General features: G+C 63.8%; 16 protein-coding genes. 6 read left to right on the top strand and 10 right to left on the bottom strand.

Annotation, left to right across the window (positions count from 1 at the left end; all coding sequences use genetic code 11):
• Positions 1-62 precede the first annotated feature (62 nt).
• Entirely contained in the window at positions 63-317 is a 255-nt protein-coding gene (locus tag ASD99_RS30410; protein WP_056588896.1) for a DUF768 domain-containing protein, read from the top strand.
• A 71-nt stretch (positions 318-388) separates the two neighbouring features.
• Here ASD99_RS30410 and ASD99_RS30405 read toward each other — a convergent pair whose 3' ends face one another.
• The 3 genes from ASD99_RS30405 to ASD99_RS30395 form a co-directional block, all read right to left on the bottom strand.
• Positions 389-1,507: a P1 family peptidase gene (locus ASD99_RS30405; protein ID WP_057145896.1), complete on the bottom strand. Its 1,119-nt coding sequence runs from the start codon at positions 1,505-1,507 to the stop codon at positions 389-391.
• Between the two features lie 4 nt (positions 1,508-1,511).
• Positions 1,512-3,077 (bottom strand): exodeoxyribonuclease VII large subunit, encoded by a 1,566-nt coding sequence (gene xseA, locus ASD99_RS30400; RefSeq protein WP_057145895.1) that lies wholly within the window; start codon positions 3,075-3,077, stop codon positions 1,512-1,514.
• Between the two features lie 83 nt (positions 3,078-3,160).
• A complete protein-coding gene (locus ASD99_RS30395; protein WP_056588890.1) occupies positions 3,161-4,117 on the bottom strand; it encodes a LysR substrate-binding domain-containing protein in 957 nt (318 codons plus the stop codon).
• A gap of 274 nt (positions 4,118-4,391) precedes the next feature.
• On the opposite strand from ASD99_RS30395, the gene ASD99_RS30390 reads away from it, so the two are divergent.
• Positions 4,392-4,682 (top strand): DUF1127 domain-containing protein, encoded by a 291-nt coding sequence (locus tag ASD99_RS30390; protein ID WP_056588887.1) that lies wholly within the window; start codon positions 4,392-4,394, stop codon positions 4,680-4,682.
• Between the two features lie 168 nt (positions 4,683-4,850).
• Here the strand turns inward: ASD99_RS30390 and ASD99_RS30385 are convergent, their stop codons facing one another.
• From ASD99_RS30385 to ASD99_RS30370, 4 genes are all read right to left on the bottom strand, one after another.
• The gene (locus tag ASD99_RS30385; protein WP_057145894.1) at positions 4,851-5,891 is read right to left on the bottom strand and encodes a DUF937 domain-containing protein; all 1,041 of its coding nucleotides are present in this window, start codon (positions 5,889-5,891) and stop codon (positions 4,851-4,853) included.
• 100 nt (positions 5,892-5,991) lie between these two features.
• Entirely contained in the window at positions 5,992-7,365 is a 1,374-nt protein-coding gene (locus ASD99_RS30380; protein ID WP_056588882.1) for a glutamate--cysteine ligase, read from the bottom strand.
• Positions 7,366-7,610: 245 nt separating this feature from the next.
• The gene (locus ASD99_RS30375) at positions 7,611-8,345 is read right to left on the bottom strand and encodes a 16S rRNA (uracil(1498)-N(3))-methyltransferase (protein ID WP_056588995.1); all 735 of its coding nucleotides are present in this window, start codon (positions 8,343-8,345) and stop codon (positions 7,611-7,613) included.
• Positions 8,346-8,376: 31 nt separating this feature from the next.
• Positions 8,377-9,024: a hypothetical protein gene (locus tag ASD99_RS30370; protein WP_056588879.1), complete on the bottom strand. Its 648-nt coding sequence runs from the start codon at positions 9,022-9,024 to the stop codon at positions 8,377-8,379.
• A gap of 87 nt (positions 9,025-9,111) precedes the next feature.
• Here ASD99_RS30370 and ASD99_RS30365 point away from each other — a divergent pair, with 87 nt between their 5' ends.
• Together ASD99_RS30365 and ASD99_RS35240 are read left to right on the top strand one after the other, a co-directional pair.
• Positions 9,112-9,810 carry a type 1 glutamine amidotransferase gene (locus ASD99_RS30365; RefSeq protein WP_056588875.1) on the top strand — a complete coding sequence of 233 codons (699 nt, stop codon included), beginning with the start codon at positions 9,112-9,114 and terminating at the stop codon, positions 9,808-9,810.
• Positions 9,811-10,103: 293 nt separating this feature from the next.
• Entirely contained in the window at positions 10,104-10,235 is a 132-nt protein-coding gene (locus ASD99_RS35240; protein WP_274533732.1) for a hypothetical protein, read from the top strand.
• Positions 10,236-10,288: 53 nt separating this feature from the next.
• On the opposite strand, the gene ASD99_RS30360 is transcribed toward ASD99_RS35240, so the two are convergent.
• The 3 genes from ASD99_RS30360 to ASD99_RS30350 are packed head-to-tail and all read right to left on the bottom strand — an operon-like array spanning position 10,289 to position 13,095.
• Positions 10,289-11,098: a metallophosphoesterase gene (locus ASD99_RS30360; protein WP_057145893.1), complete on the bottom strand. Its 810-nt coding sequence runs from the start codon at positions 11,096-11,098 to the stop codon at positions 10,289-10,291.
• Between the two features lie 37 nt (positions 11,099-11,135).
• The gene (locus ASD99_RS30355) at positions 11,136-12,272 is read right to left on the bottom strand and encodes an alpha-hydroxy acid oxidase (RefSeq protein ID WP_056588869.1); all 1,137 of its coding nucleotides are present in this window, start codon (positions 12,270-12,272) and stop codon (positions 11,136-11,138) included.
• A 19-nt stretch (positions 12,273-12,291) separates the two neighbouring features.
• Positions 12,292-13,095, bottom strand: coding sequence for an FCD domain-containing protein (locus tag ASD99_RS30350; protein ID WP_056588866.1), 804 nt, complete (start codon positions 13,093-13,095; stop codon positions 12,292-12,294).
• A 209-nt stretch (positions 13,096-13,304) separates the two neighbouring features.
• On the opposite strand from ASD99_RS30350, the gene ASD99_RS30345 reads away from it, so the two are divergent.
• Both ASD99_RS30345 and ASD99_RS30340 read left to right on the top strand, forming a co-directional pair.
• A complete protein-coding gene (locus ASD99_RS30345; RefSeq protein WP_057145892.1) occupies positions 13,305-14,627 on the top strand; it encodes a DUF3422 family protein in 1,323 nt (440 codons plus the stop codon).
• Positions 14,628-14,773: 146 nt separating this feature from the next.
• Positions 14,774-16,270: an FAD-linked oxidase C-terminal domain-containing protein gene (locus ASD99_RS30340; RefSeq protein ID WP_057146014.1), complete on the top strand. Its 1,497-nt coding sequence runs from the start codon at positions 14,774-14,776 to the stop codon at positions 16,268-16,270.
• The last annotated feature ends 144 nt before the right edge of the window (positions 16,271-16,414 follow it).

Raw genomic sequence — 16,414 nt, 5'->3', positions numbered from 1 at the left:
ATCCTTTGTGGGATGTCGACGTTTGTGATTACCAACCGGCTTTGCCGCCAGGGAACAGCAGTATGAGTGAACACGCGATCGAGTTTTTGCGGGGATGGATTGGCGAAAAGGTCCATTGCCAGTCATCCCAGGCCAGGATCGACAAGCAGGCTGAGACTTTGGCCAAGGAATGCGCTGCCAAGGCGGCGGAGGTCGGCATCCCGCTGGAGGACATCCAGGAAGAAGTCGGCGATATCAAGGAACTTATCGCCTCTCGGCTCGAGGAAGCGGCCGAGGCCGACGAGCAGCAGCAGGCATCCAGCAAAGCCGCGGAATGACCGCATAAAAGCGACTCCATCCGAAACACGCGGGCTTGCTTGGCCCGCGTTTTTCGTTTCAGCGATGGCTTTCAGCCAAATTTTTCTTTCAGCCACGCCTTCGGCAGCGCCGGCACGAAGTTTCCGTCGCGCCCGGTCATGTCGTCATTGGTGACCAATGCGTTGAGGATCGCTTCCTCCACGGTCTGGATCACCGCATCGAAAAACGGATCGATGTCAGTGTCCGGAATAAAATCGGCGCTGGCGATGCGGCCGGATGGCGAAAGCGCCGCGCTCGCATTGGCGGTCGAGAAGGCGATAAAAATGTCGCCTGAACTGTGGTAGCCAAAACCGCCGGTCATGGCGACGCCAAGCGGCACCCGGCGGGCCAGTCGCTTCATCTGATGCGGCAGGAACGGGGCATCGGTGGCGATGACGGCGATGATCGAACCCTTTTCAGCGCGCGGCGTGCCTTCGCGGACCGCCGGTTCGACGAGTTCCGGCCCGGCGCGCATACCGCGGACGGTAAAATTGTGCCGCTTGCCGAAATTCGACTGCACGAAGGCACCGACCGTGTAAGTGCGGCCGTGCCATTCAACGATGCGCGATGCGGTGCCGGACCCGGCCTTGAAGCCGAAGGTGATCATGCCGGTGCCGCCGCCGACGCTGCCTTCCTCGATCGGTCCGCTGGCAGCACGGTCAAGGGCCTGGGCGACATGCTCTGACGTCAAATGGTGGCCGTTGATGTCGTTGAGGAAGCCGTCATAGGTCTCCGCCGCCACCGGCAGCCCCCAGCCGCTGTCGAGTGCCACCGGCAGCACGCTCTGCATCCAGCGCAGCGTGCCGTCGCGGGAGACACCGCAGGAATGCGTGTTGGTGATGGTGATGGGGAAGTTGAAAGCGCCGGTTTCCTCGACGATGTGCGAGCCGGTCAGTTCACCATTGCCGTTCTGGCTGAAGATGCCGGCGAAGACCGGCGTGGCAAGATCGGCGCGCCGCCTGGGCAGGATAGCGGTCACGCCGGTGCGCACCGGACCCTGGCCGACGACGAGCGCGCCATCGCCGGAAATCAGCGTCGCATAACCGACCGCAACCCCGGGCACATCGGTGATCGCGTTGAACGACCCGGGGCTCCCGTCGAAGCCGATGCCAAAACTTCGCGCGCGCGGTTTGCCTAAGGGCGTTGCCAGATGGTTCGGATTGTCGGTCATGGTGTCAGAACAGGGATCCCTGATTGCCTGGCTCTTTGGCCTTGGCTGCTGGCTTGGCAACCGGCTTTGGCCTCGCCGCACCGCTGGTTGCTACCGCATCGGCGGTGCCATCGGCGAATTCCAGCGAAAGCACCATGCCCGATGCCACATCGGCCGCCTGCTTGATTACCATCCCGTCGGCATCCTTCACCAGGGCAAAGCCGCGTGTCAGAACGGCCTTGTGCGACAGGGTGGCAAGCAGTCTGTCGGCCTGGTTCAATTGTCCGCGCAGGCGCTCCAACCGCACCGAGATCACCCGATCCTGCCGCCGCGCCAGCGCCGCCAGCGTGTCCCCCAGCAGTTTCTGGCGCCGTACGATCGGTGCCGGTGACAGCCGCGTCGCGGTGCGGGAGAATCGCGCGCGTCGTTCGCGCACTATGGCAAAAAACGCCGCCTGCGCTCGCGCGAGGTCGCGGCCGGTCAGCGTGCGCGCTTCATTGATGCGCCGCGACAGCGTGGCCGGCGTCAGCCTTTGGCCTTGCAGCCGCGCCCGCTTGCGGTCGACACTGACGGACAGCGCCCGACCGAGCCTGGATGTCGCCTCATCGAGGCGTCGGCGCGGCAGTGCCAGCAATTGATCGGGCGAGGGCAGTGCGCGGGCAGCCGCACGGGCAGCCTGCCGCTTGCGCTCGAAATTGCGCAGGACCGCCGCCTTGAGCCGCGCGCCGAGACTGGCAAGCATCGCTTCGAGGTCGGCCTTCACCGGCACGGCAATTTCGGCCGCACCCGTCGGTGTCGGCGCCCGCACATCCGCGACGAGGTCGATCAGCGTCCAGTCCGTCTCGTGGCCGACAGCCGAGATCACCGGAATGCCGGAGGCGGCGACGGCGCGGGCGAGGGCCTCGTCGTTGAAGCCCCAGAGGTCTTCGAGGCTGCCGCCACCGCGCGCCACGATCAGCAGATCGGGGCGCTGGATGGCGCCATCCCATGCCAGCGCATTGAAGCCGTTGACCGCGCCAGCCACTTCCGCGCCTGACGTCTCGCCCTGCACACGCACCGGCCAGACCAGTATATGCAGCGGAAACCGGTCCTTGATGCGGTGGATGATGTCGCGGATGACGGACCCCGTCGGCGAGGTGACGACGCCGATGACGCGCGGCATGAACGGCAGCAATCGCTTGCGGCCGGCGTCGAACAGGCCCTCAGCCTGCAGCCGCCGCCTGCGCTCTTCCAGCAACGCCATCAGCGCGCCGGCGCCTGCCGGCTCCAGATTGTCGATGACGATCTGATAGTTGGACTTGCCGGGATAGGTGGTGAGCTTGCCGGTGGCGATCACTTCCATCCCCTCCTCGGGGCGGAACTTCAGCCGGCTCATCGTGCCTTTCCACACTACAGCGTCGAGCCGCGCGCGGTCGTCCTTCAGCGCGAAATAGGCATGACCGGAGGAATGCGGCCCGCGATAGCCTGATATTTCGCCGCGCACCCGCACATTGCCGAAGACGTCCTCGACCGTGCGCTTCAGTGCGCCGGAAATCTCGCTCACCGTGTATTCGGCGGCGTTGGTGCGTGATTCGGATGCTGCGTCGCTCATCGGCCGATTGGGGGATGGTTGGGCGCCCGCGTCAAGGTGGCCGTGTCGGGCCAGGCGTTCATAACCCGCATATCTGACCCTGCCTACCAGCCGGGCAGGATCTGGTTCGGCTTGGTTCGCCGCAGCTTGGTGAAGGCGAGGGCTGCGAAGTCGAATGTCCCGGTGTCCTCGCTGATCGGCACCGAAATATTGTCCAGGCTTTCCGATATATGGCGGGCGAGCGCATCGACGATCTCCGGCCGCGACGTCTGGCCGCGCATGATGCCGATGCGGCAGTCGGGCAGGGCGCCGAAGCCGTCGGCTTCACCCAGCACCCGCATGCCGGGCCGCAGCGCGCATTCCGGCAGCACCGAGATCGCCAGGCCAGAAAGCACGGCGGCGGTGATGACGGTTGCCGAGAAGCTGGTAAACAGGATGCGATAGTCGCGGTTCTGCTGGTCGAGCACATCGACGGCGGCGCGCCGCCAGATGCAGTTCGGCCGGCCAAAGGCCATGGGCAGTGTTTCCTGCTCGTGTGTCGCGTGGTTGGCCGAGGTGACCCACAGCAGCGGCTCGCGCCGCACCACCTCCGACTGGCCGCGTACGTCGTTGTGCGTCACCAGCGCGAGGTCGAGATTGCCGCGCTTGATATGCTCGACCAGCCCCGGCGTCGGCTCGCAGATGACGGTCAGTTCGACGCGCGGATTGGAGCGCGTGAACCGCGCCATGATCTCCGGCAGGAAACGGTCGGCATAGTCGTCGGGCGTGCCGATGCGGATCGTGCCTTCGAGCCGCCGGTCGTCGAAAGCAGCCAGCGTTTCGCGGTTGAGGTAGAGCAGTCGCCGCGCGTAGGACAGCAGCTTGTCGCCTTCCTCGGTCAGTCTGTTGGTACGCCCGTCCTTTTCGAACAGCGGCTTGCCGATCCGCTCTTCCAGCCGGCGCATCTGCATCGACACTGCCGACTGGGTCCGGTGCACCTCTTCGGCCGCCCGTGTGAAGCTGCCGGTATCGGCAATCGAGATGAAGGTCTGCAACTGATCGAGATCGAGCGGCGCTTTCATCGGTCCAATCCATCACTAGTGTTGATGCTAAAGATTAGAAACATTCGTTGGATTAATCAATCGCATCATGGCAAATTCGCATTGTCCACACGAAAGCATGTGAATTGGGACTGGAACCGCCGCTGTTGCCAGCGCCGATTGCCTGGTCTCGCCCGCCCTACAGCGCCGCGCGTCCTTTGGACGCGCAAAGGACGCTGTAGCAACTTTGATTTGCGCATGATCCTTTTCCGAACCTCCGGTTCGGGGTCATGCGGCAGTCTGAAGGAGACCGACAATGACCACGTTTGATTTCGCCACCGAGACCTCGCGCATCACCTCGCGTCCGGCCGTTGCGACGCGCGTGGCAAACGCCGTCTCCAACATCTACCGCGCCTGGAAAAACCGCCGCGCCTTCTACCGCCTTGGCGAGATGTCGGATGCCGAGCTCGCCGATATCGGCCTGACGCGCGCCGACCTGCATGTCGCCATCGACGTGCCGTTTGGCCGCGACCCGACGGCGATGTTGCGCGAAATCGCCAGCGATCGCGTCGAGACGATCGAGGACATCGCCCGCAAGGTGGCCTGATCTGTCGCTTGTCGTTTGGGTTGCCGTGAACCTTTTCGAGGTTCGACGCGACTGAAAAGTATGCAGGCCCCACTCCCTGCCGGATCCCCGCCGGCCCGCCTGCACTCTGCCCGGTCCTCCCAGGACCGGGCTTTTCTTTTCTTGGCCGGGGATGGCGCTTGATGTCGCCTACCGCCGGTCCATATCCCGCTTGAACTGGTCGAAGATCGTTTCCACGCCCTTCTGGTAGTCGTCACGCTGCTGGGCGCCGGTCTCGAACATCTTGCCGAACAGGTCGTCAAAGGGGTTTTTCGGCCTGCCGCTCGGATTGGTCTGTGGCTGCGGCGCCTGCCGTTGCTGTGGTGCCTGAGGCTGTTGCGGCGCCGGCTGGCCGCCCGGGATGCCGAAGCCGCCACCGCCGCCTTGCCGCAGCATCTCCTCGAAGATTTTTCCCAGCGGATTGTCGCCATAGGGGCTTTGTGTCTGCTGAGGTTGCGGTTGTGCTCGGCCTTGCGGCTGCGGCTGAGGCGCGCCACCGCCGAACATGTCCTGCAGCACCTTGCCGAGCGGGTTGTCGCCATAGGGATTGGGTGCCGGCTGCGGCTGGCTTTGCGGCTGTGGCGTCCCGCCGCCGAACATGTCCTGCAAAACCTTGCCGAGCGGGTTGTCCATCGGGTTCTGGGGCTGGGGCGCCTGGCGTTGCTGCGGCGCAGGGGCCTGAATGCCGCCTCCTTGCCGCATCATCTGCTCGATGATCTCACCGAGCGGATTGTTGCCGCCGCCGCCGAAACCGCCAGCGGCCTGCATCTGATTTGTCGTCTGCTTGAACAGCCCGCCCATGACCATCGAGGCGATCGCCGGCAGCATCTGCTGCAGGATCTGCTGATTGACGCCGCTCGCTTGCGCCGCCTGGCTGGCCACCGCGCGCGACAGATCCTTCGAGCCGAACAAATGTCCGAGAATGCCGTTGCCCTCATCGACGCCTTGCGGCGAGAAGGCCCGGCTTGCGTCCTCGAAATACTTGGCGTGCTGGCCGCTGGCCATCGCGGTCATGAAGGCGCCGAGCCCGTAGGGATCGGCAGTGTTGCGTTGCAGCCCTTGTGAAAAGGCAGGCAGCAGCGCGGCAACCGCCGCCTGCGTCTGCTGCATCGATAGTCCATATTGTTGGGCAAGGGCCTGCATGCCGTTGCCGTTCTGGGCCTGCGTCAGCATGTCGAACAAGGTAGGCATCGGCGTCTCCTCCGGAAATCCTCGCCGAAGAAGCCTAGTTTGTTTCCACTTCCGATTGAAGCGACTTTTGCCGATCAATCGGTTGCGTCAAATCCGAGGGTCAATAGGCGTATTCCATGAAAACCGGCTCGATCGAGCCACCCCAGCGCGTGTGATAGGCGGACAGCATCTCCTCGGCGCTGGTTGTGCCGCGCGCGACGACTTCGTCCAAAGTGTTGAGGAACGAGGTCTCGTCGTAGCCGTCGCGGTTCTTGCGGCCGCGGTTCTTCAGCCCCATGCGCGAAATGACCATCACGTCGCGCGCGATCTCGCGCAGCGTGGTGTTGCGGAACGGCGCGGAAATGCCTTGTTCCGGCACGGCGTTGCGCATCGCCAGCGTTTCTTCATACGTCCAGCTCGAGGTCAGCGCCTCGGCGGCATTGAGTGCGGCCTCATCATAGAGCAACCCGACCCAGAAGGCTGGCAGCGCGCAGATGCGCCGCCATGGCCCGCCGTCGGCGCCGCGCATCTCGAGGAAGCGCTTCAACCGCACATCCGGGAACAACGTCGACAGATGGTTCGCCCAGTCGCCCATTGTAGGCAGCCCGTCGGGCACTTCATTGCGCGCGGCCCCGGCCATGAACTGGCGGAAGGTGATGTGCGTCATGTCGTGATAGTGGCCGTCGCGGATGACGAAATACATCGGCACGTCGAGCGCCCATTCGACATAGTCGGCGAAACCGAAATCGGGCGAGAAGCAGAATTCGAGCAGGCCCGAGCGCTGGTTGTCGGTGTCGCGCCAGATGTCGCCGCGCCAGCTCTGCAAGCCGTTCGGGTGGCTTTCGGTGAAAGGCGAATTGGCGAACAATGCCGTCGACAGCGGCTGCAGCTTCAGCGACACCTGCATCTTGCGGCGCATGTCGGCCTCGCTCTCGAAGTCGAGATTCACCTGGATCGTGCAGGTGCGGTACATCATGTCGAGACCCTTGGTGCCGACCTTGGGCATGTAGCGCGTCATGATCTCGTAGCGCGATTTCGGCATTTTCGGCGTCTCGGCCAGCGACCATTTCGGGCTGCCGCCGAGGCCAAGAAAGCGGATGCCCATCGGTTCGGCGATCTCGCGCACCTGCGCCAGATGCGCATTGCCCTCGCGGCAGGTCTGATGGATCGTCTCCAGCGGTGCGCCGGAAAGCTCGAACTGGCCGCCGGGTTCCAGCGAAATCGCTCCCTGGCCGGTCGGTTCGACCAGGCCGATGATGCGGCCATCGTCGACGATGGGATCCCAGCCGAGCTTTGACTGCATGCCTTCGAGGATGGCGCGGATGCCGCGCTCGCCGCCATAGGGCACAGGCGCATTGCCGTCGACGTAGAAGGGGAATTTCTCGTGCTCGGTGCCGATGCGCCACTTGTCGCGCGGTTTGTTGCCCTCGGCCAGGTGCTCGACGAGTTCGTCGAAGTCTTCGATCGGCCGAAAATCGGTTGTATCACGCGCCATGATTGAGCCCTCCGCACATGACCCCGAAAATCGACTTTCGATTTTCGGAAAGGATCATGGGCCAGTCAAAGTGCTACAGCGTCCTTTGCGCGTCCGAAAGGACGCGCGGCACTGTAGAGCGGCCGGACGACCGCCGGCGGTAAATGGACGAAATGTCAGCAGCCGATCAAGCGAAAAATCCTGAGCCAGAGGTCAAGAGGAATTGAACGTGGCAGCGCTGCCCATTCCTTGCAAGGGGCGAGGCCTTACCAGTCTCCGACTGTCGCCTGCATCACCGCGAGCGCGGCTACCGCCGCCGTATCGGCGCGCAGGATACGCGGGCCGAGCGGAATGGCGGTGACGAAGGGCAAGGCGCGCAGCATCTTGCGCTCGTCGTCGGAAAAGCCGCCCTCCGGCCCGACCAGCAGCCCAAGTTTCTTTTCCTTGACCGCCTGCAGCGCGGTCAGCGGATTGTTGGTCGAGGCGTCCTCGTCGCAGAAGATCAGCCGCCGCTCCTTGTCCCAGCCGGTCAGCAGACGGTCGATTTTTTCCGCTTCGCGCACCTCCGGCACCGCAAGGATGCCGCATTGTTCGGCGGCTTCGACGACATTGGCGCGCAGGCGATCGATCGACAGCTTGGCCACTTGCGTGTGCTGGGTGATGACAGGCTGCAGGACGCCCGCGCCCATCTCCACCGCCTTCTGCACGAGATAGTCGAGCCGGCCCTGCTTCAGCGGTGCAAAGCAGTAGACGAGATCGGGTGGCAGCGGCTGCGGCCGTTGCTGCGTCGACACCTTCAGCCGCACCGCCCTTTTTGTTTTCGCCGAGATGGCCGCCGACCACTCGCCGTCGCGGCCATTGAACACCAGGATTTCGGCGCCTTCGGCAAGCCGCAGCACATGCAGGAGATAGTGACTCTGCTGTTGGCCGGCGTCGAACTCGATGTCTGGCCGCAGATCGTCGGGCACGAACAGACGTTGCATCTTGTAATTGGCGCGCATCGCCGAGGAATGAGCGAGCCGGCCGCCGGCGTCAAGCCTCGGCGGTCGGATGCCACACTGGCCGAAAGCCATGCCGCAACACCGCGAGCGTCGTGGTCGGCGTCAGCAGCGATAGCGTCTTGCCTTCGAGCAGGCCGAAATCGTGGGGTTGCCCATATCCAGCAAAGGACCAGCGCAATGCTCTGCCGCCGCGCAAGGCATAAGCGCTGCCGCCATCCGCAACCATCGCGCCGTCCGGCAAGCCGGAAAGCTCTTCAAATGCCACCATCGGCGGCTTGGCGCCCGAAGCCAGCCGCTCCTTGTGCAGCCGCTTGTCGACCATCGGCGCGCGCGGCTCGGCAACGCCGAAGGCTTCGCCGAAGCGGCCGACGAAATCCCTGGCCCGTTCGCGCTGGCAAAAGAAGCAGGGGCGATGCCCGGCCGCCAATGCCGTCACTTCGTCGAGGAAGAACAGCTCGGTCCAGCCGGCCTTACCGCCCTTCCGGTTGCGGCCCATCGGTTCGCGCCGCACATTGCGGAATTGGCAGACGCAGATGATCCACGCCTGAAGCGCCCAGCGCTTTTTCAGCAACGTCTTCGTCTTGGGATCGTGGATGATGCCGCGATTGCCGGTGAACAGGCCGCGCTCGGGCACAGCGTGGAGGGCGCCGAACGGATCGACCCGGTTTTGCAGTGGCATAGCTTTCTCTCCGAACGCGCATCTTGGCTGCAATGCGGATGGCATGATATCGCTCGTCGCATCATTTTCATGTCAGCAGGGTTTTTCATGCGGGTGCTGGTGGTCCAGAACTACGACAATACCGGCCTTGGTCAGGTCGGTGCAGCACTTGCAGAGGCGGGTGCCGATCTCGATCTGCGTCTCCCTTACAAGGGCGATCCCCTACCGGATGACGCGACCGGGCATGATGCCATGGTGGTGCTCGGCGGTGGCCAGAATGCGCTGGCCGACGATGAGTACCCCTATTTCCCGGCGCTGCTCGAACTGACCCGCGATTTCGCCGGCAAGGACCGCGCCGTGCTCGGCATCTGCCTCGGCAGCCAGCTTGTCGCCCGTGCCTTCGGTGGCGAGAACCGCATTGGCGGCGCCAATGAATTCGGCTGGCACGGCGTGTCGCTGACGCCGGACGCCAAGGCCGATCCGGTACTGGGCGCACTGCCGGAGAAATTTCCGATCTTCCAGTGGCACGACGACACATTCGTTTTGCCCGAGAACGCCGTGCGGCTCGCCGGCAACGATATCGCCGAGAACCAGGCGTTCCGCGTCGGCCGCGCCGTCTACGGTTTCCAGTTCCATTTCGAGGCCGACCGGCCGATGGTCGAGGATTGGAGCACGTCCTTTGCCCCGACCATTGCCGCGCGCCATCCTGACTGGGCCGGCAAGCTCGATGGCGAAATGGCCCGCAACGGGCCTGACGCGGATGCCGCGGGCCTCGCTATCGCCCGTGCCTGGGTAGCGACGATCTGAGCATCCATCCCCCAGTGCCCTGCCGCGTGACATAATTAGCACGCGGCGGTAAAACCGCCGGGGAAAACACTTTTCATCGTTGGCTTGTGTCCGCCCGCCGGCGTAGAAGGCGCGCGCTCTGCATCTCTTGTGCAACCGCGATGAACCTTTTGTGTGACCCGCGCGACACACCGTTGATACAGAATATGCCTAGAAGCGCGAAATCGTCGAAACTTTGAAGCGAATTCTCCGTTTCAACGCATTGGTAACCGCCTCGTGCACAGATGCAGAAAGCTCAACAAGAGATGACGTCCGTGAAAGCAGCGCTTCTGTCCTTTGCCATGGTATCCGCGATCGTGCTGTGCGGCCTCGGCATTTATGCCGCCGACGCAGCCAACAACCACAACGCCGTCGACGGCTACGGCGTCACCGCCTCGCTTCGCTAAAGCCGGGGCTGCGCCACAAGCCCGAGCGTCTTTGGTCCTCGGACACGCCGCGCTCAAGCCTCTTTTATAGTCCCGGGCTTCTTGATCGTCGCAGGTTTCTTGATCGTCATTGTCAGGATGCGTTTGTCCGCGCCGTCGACGACAAGCGCGGTCAGCATGCCTGATTGCCAGGCGAGCGTGTCGACATTGACGCGGTTGGCCATCACCTCTGCCTCCGGCACCGGCGTGTGGCCGTGCACCACGATCTTCGGATAGAGGCCGGGATGGTTGTGGAAGATGTCGCGGATCCAGACCAGATCCTGCGGGTTTTGCCTTTCCAGCGCGATGCCTGGCCGGATGCCGGCATGGCAGAAGAAAAAGTCGCCCAGCGTCACCGAAAACGGCAGCGACCGCAGGAAGTCGATGTGGCTTTGCGGCACGGCCTCGACCAGTGCCTGATGTCCTTTGCGCACGGCGGACTCGGCCTTGCCGAACCACGCGTTGGTGCCTTCACTGATCGCCACGCCATAGGACTGCGCCGTCTGGATGCCGCCAAACCGGATGAAAAGCCCCTCCGGGTCGGGGGTCTTGAGAAAATCGAGAAAGCCGATGTCGTGGTTGCCGGCCAGCGTCAGGTGACGCGGGTCGCGCTGTCGCGCTTCGATCAGGAAGTCGATGACGCCCTTTGAGTCCGGCCCGCGGTCGACATAGTCGCCAAGATGGATGATGCGCCAGTCGGCAGGCGCCTCCTGCTCGATCTCGGCCTTGATGCGCTGATGCATGGCGGCCAGCAGGTCGAGCCGGCCGTGGACGTCGCCAATCGCATAAAGACGCATGCCGTCCGGCCCATGCGCGTCGAGAAAATGGATGCCGGGCTCCGTCAACGTCTTGTCGTCTCCGTGGTCTGGCTGTCACGGAACTCTAGCGCCGGAGCTGGTCCTTGCCCATGTCGGTGACCAGACGCTTTCCGCACAGCGCCAGCGTGATGTCCATCTCCTTGCGGATGATTTCCAATGCCTTGGTAACTCCTTCCTTGCCAAGTGCACCCAGCCCGTAAAGAAATGGCCGGCCGATATAGGTGCCCTTGGCGCCGAGGCAGAGCGCCTTCAGAACGTCCTGTCCCGAACGGATGCCGCCATCCATATGCACCTCGATCCTGTCGCCGACTGCATCGGCAATCTCCTCCAGTGCCATGATCGACGACGATGCGCCGTCGAGCTGGCGCCCGCCATGGTTGGAAACGACGATCGCGTCGGCGCCGGTCTTGGCCGCCATCAGCGCGTCCTCCTTGTCGAGAATGCCTTTCAGGATCAGCTTGCCGCCCCAGCGCTCCTTGATCCAGGCGACATCCTTCCACGACAGATGCGGATCGAACTGCTCGTTCGTCCATGAACCCAGAGATGAGACGTCGCCGACACCCTTGGCATGACCGACAATGTTGCGGAAGGTGCGGCGCTTCGTGCCGGCAATGCCCATCAACCAGCGTGGGCGCATGGCGATGTTGGCAATGTTGGCTAGTGTCATCTTGGGCGGCGCCGACAAGCCGTTGCGGACATCCTTGTGGCGCTGGCCGAGAATCTGCAGATCGAGCGTCAGCACCAGCGCCGAGCATTTCGCCGCCTTTGCCCGGTCGATCAGATTGATCACGAAATCCTTGTCGCGCAGCACATAAAGCTGGAACCAGAACGGCTTCTTGGTGACGGAGGCGACATCCTCGATCGAGCAGATGCTCATCGTCGACAGGGTGAACGGCACGCCGAATTCCTCCGCCGCCTGCGCCGCCAGCATCTCGCCATCGGCGTGCTGCATGCCGGTCAGGCCGGTCGGCGCCAGCGCCACGGGCATTGCCACCTTTTCACCAATCATAGTCGATTCCAGCGAGCGGTTGCTCATGTCGACCAGCACGCGCTGGCGGAACTTGATCTTGCCGAAATCCTCCTCGTTGGCCCGGTAGGTGCTCTCGGTCCAGGCGCCGGAATCGGCATAGTCGAAGAACATCTTCGGCACACGCCGGCGCGCGAGGTCCTTGAGGTCGGCGATGGTCAGGATTTGGCTCATGGGCTTCCCGTTTCGATGACTAGGAGCGTTTGCGTGCAGGTTCGGTATCGGTGGCGTCGACGCGCTGCTTCAGCCGCAACCGCGAGACGCGCTGCCAGTCACCGCTGCGCTCGGCCTCCGCCATTGACCGTTCAACATAGGTGATGTGGTCCATCGCCGCTTGCCGGGCAGCGGCGGGGTCGCCGGCCTTCACCGCTGCATGGATCGCCCGGTGCTGCGCAAGCAGCGCCTCGCGCGCGCCGGGCACGGTGAACACCATCAGCCGGTTCTGGAACACGCCTTCCGACAACAGCCGATAGCAGGAGCGCAGCGTGTGCAAAAGGATGATATTGTGCGCGCATTCGCAGATCGCGTGGTGGAACTCGACGTCGATTTCGGCCTCGTCGTCGAAGTCGCCGGTCCGGTGCGCATCGTCCATGCGTGCCATGATCTTGTCGAGCAGCGCCATGTCGTCTGGCGTGGCGCGCCGCGCCGCGTATTCAGCCGCCACCCCTTCGATCTCGCGGCGGTATTCCAGATAGTCGGTCACAGCCTTGCGGTGCATCGAGATCAGGTCCGTCACCGGCTTGGTGAACAGCTGGCCGATGACATCGGCGACATGCGTGCCGCCGCCGGGCCTTGTCGTCAGAAGGCCGCGCCCTTCCAGCGCTTTCAGTGCGTCGCGCAGGATCGGCCGCGACACGTCGAACTGCCGTGCAAGCTCGCGCTCGCCCGGCAGCCGGTCGCCGGTGCGCAGCACGCCTTCGAGGATGAGGCTCTCGATCTGCTGCATCACCTCGTCGGCGGTTCGCGAATGCTCGATCCTGGAAAAAATGTCGCTCAACAGAATGCCTGGAAGGTGAACCGGTGTCGCGCAGGATAAAGCCTGCGTCGCCAACTGGTCAAATTATTTATCCAATTGGCCGAAGCATGTGGAATTTGCCGCTTGGCGCCATATCATCCTCAGCTAAACTTTGCTGTTTGCGTCATCTGGCCATTGGCTCTAGAGGGACGCGAGTGCAAGAGGGTTCAAAGAAGCCCGGGGGACAAGCCGTGTCAGACGACCCGTCCAATCTCGAATTCCAGCCGCGCGCCAAGGGCAGCGTCATGGGGTTTCCCGCACATGAGGGCCGGCCCGGCGCGCTCGGTGAGGTCCATGCCCGGCCGCATCCGCTGATCGAAAAGCCACGCGTCCTGGTGCAACTCGCCTTCATGACCGAGGGCGGCTCCGGCGTCGACATGGCCGTGCTTTCCGAACTATCGCGACGCCTCGGCATCGCCGCACCCGACCGCCAGGCTCGCCACCACGCCATGAAATGGGGCAAGGGCTCGCTGCGCTGGGAGCGGCATACCGAGTTCTCGACCTATCTGTGGGAAGGGCCGCTCTCCGAAAGCGGCAGGACGCAGGAAGATTCGCCCTTCGGCAACGGTTTCTCACCTCCAGGCACCGTGATTTCCGGCATCCGGCTCGAAATCCGCAAATGGACGCAGGTCAGCGAAAGACTGATCGCCGGCTTTGATCCGACCAGCCTGTGCTACTCGCTGGTCGAGCGCGGCAACGCCGCCATCGTCACCGACTTCCGCCAGGATGGCGACGGCATGACCCGCATGCTGGTGCTCGATCGCGGCCTGACCCCGGCGCGCACTGGCGCGTTGTCACAGCGGCTGATCGACATCGAGACCTATCGCACGCTGGCCATGCTTGGCCTGCCGCTGGCGCTGAACTTGTCCGGCCGCGCCCGCCGCATCGAGGACCGGCTGGCGCAGACCACACGGGAGATGAAGGTCGCCGAGACGCGAGACAGTCAGACCTTGCTGGCCGACCTGACCGAACTTGCCGCGGAACTGGAAGCCGACGCGGCGTCGAGTCTCTACCGCTTTGGCGCCAGCCGCGCCTATGACGGCATCGTCGTCGAGCGGCTGGAAGCGCTCGAGGAAGAAGCCGTGCCCGGCTACGACACCTGGGGTGGGTTCCTGCAGCGACGTGTAGCACCAGCCATGCGCACCTGCCGCTCGGTCGAGGAGCGGCAAGCCAACCTTTCGCGAAAACTGACTCGCGCCACGACGCTGCTGCGCACCTGGGTCGATGTCGAGGTCGAGAAGCAGAACCGCGACCTGCTCGCCTCGATGAACAACCGCGCCCGCTTGCAACTGCGCCTGCAGCAAACCGTCGAAGGCCTCTCGGTCGCCGCCGTCTCCTATTATGTGGTCGGCCTTATCGGCTATGTCGCCAAGGGCGCCTCGATCTTCGGCCATGCCTTCGCGCCAGAGATCATTACCGCCGCTTCGGTGCCGGTCGCCATCCTGCTGGTCTGGTGGGGCGTGCGCCGCGTGCGGCGGATGCATTCCGAACCCGGCAAGCTGGCGAGCGAATAGCAGAACAGCCAGGCGAGGCAGCGGCAGATTGCCGCTGCGGAAGCCTGTCTCGACCATGAGGCTGGATTCCCGACCAAGGCAGGATTTGCAACCAACGCGCTTCACTGGTAAAAGATTTTGACCAGTCAAGCGAAATGAGGCTGTTGATGTCCGGCCTGGCCATGCCGAAACCAGACGACGCCACGATGCGGCGGCGCGACGAGATCGTCGCCGACATGCGCATCATCGTGCCGGGCGAGGGCGTCGTCGACGCCGCCAATTCCATGCGTGCTTTCGAGAGCGATGGCCTGACCGCCTATCGGCAGCTGCCGCTGGTCGTCGTGCTGCCGCAAACGGTGGCGCAGGTTTCGCGCGTGCTGAAATACTGCAACGACCGCAATATCCGGGTTGTGCCGCGGGGCTCCGGCACCTCGCTGTCGGGCGGCGCGCTGCCGCTCGAGGACGCGGTGCTGCTGGTCATGAGCCGCTTCAACCGTATCCTGGCGATCGATTTTCCCAATCGCGTCGTCGTCGCCCAGCCGGGCGTCACCAATCTCGGCATCACCACCGCCGTCGAGCAGGAGGGCTTTTACTACGCCCCCGATCCATCCTCCCAGATCGCCTGCTCGATCGGCGGCAACGTCGCGGAGAATTCCGGCGGCGTGCACTGCCTGAAATATGGCCTCACCGCCAACAACGTGCTCGGCATCGAGATGGTGCTGATGAACGGCGAGGTGGTGCGGCTGGGCGGCAGCCACCTCGACGCGGAAGGTTATGACCTGCTCGGCGTCATGACCGGCTCCGAAGGGCTGCTCGGCGTCGTCACCGAGGTCACCGTGCGTATCCTGAAGAAGCCGGAGACGGCGCGTGCGCTGCTGATCGGCTTTCCCACCAGCGAGCAGGGCGGCCAGTGCGTCGCCGACATCATCGGCGCTGGCATCATTCCGGGCGGCATGGAAATGATGGACCGGCCTGCGATCCACGCGGCCGAGGATTTCGTCCATGCCGGCTATCCCCTCGATGTCGAGGCGCTGCTGATCGTCGAGCTCGACGGGCCGGGCGTCGAGGTCGATCATCTGATCGGCCTTGTCGAGGCCATCGCCTACAAGAACGGCTCGACCACCTGCCGCATATCGCGGTCCGAGCAGGAGCGGTTGAGCTTCTGGGCCGGCCGCAAGGCGGCGTTTCCCGCAGTCGGCCGCATCTCGCCCGATTATTACTGCATGGACGGCACCATCCCGCGCAAGGAGCTGCCGCGTGTGCTCGCCGGTATGCGCGAGCTGTCGGAGAAATACGGTCTCGGCGTCGCCAATGTCTTCCACGCAGGCGACGGCAATCTGCATCCGCTGATCCTCTACGATGCCAATGTGCCGGGCGAACTCGACAAGGCCGAAAGTTTCGGCGCCGACATATTGCGGCTCTGCGTCAAGGTCGGCGGCGTCTTGACCGGCGAACACGGGGTGGGCGTGGAGAAGCGCGACCTGATGCCGGAAATGTTCACACAGGTCGACCTCGACCAGCAGATGCGGGTCAAATGCGCCTTCGATCCCAACCACCTGCTCAACCCCGGCAAGGTCTTCCCGCAGTTGCGCCGCTGCGCCGAACTCGGCCGCATGCACATTTCCGGCGGCAAGCTGCCGTTCCCGGACATTCCGAGGTTTTGAGATGATGGCGTCTCAAAACGAGAGTTCCTCGCCCCCGCGAAGCGGGGGAGAGCGACTATCTGGGGTGTCAAGTTGCAATTGCGACCTCGTTGCGCGCATCGCGTGCTTTTGCATTGAGGATGACCAGGAGTTTTCTGGCGAGTG

The sequence above is a fragment of the Mesorhizobium sp. Root695 genome (genome assembly GCF_001428185.1).
Taxonomy (GTDB): Bacteria; Pseudomonadota; Alphaproteobacteria; order Rhizobiales; family Rhizobiaceae; genus Mesorhizobium.
Note: the sequence above shows the minus strand (reverse complement) of the source record. Positions and strands in the feature narration are given on the sequence as shown.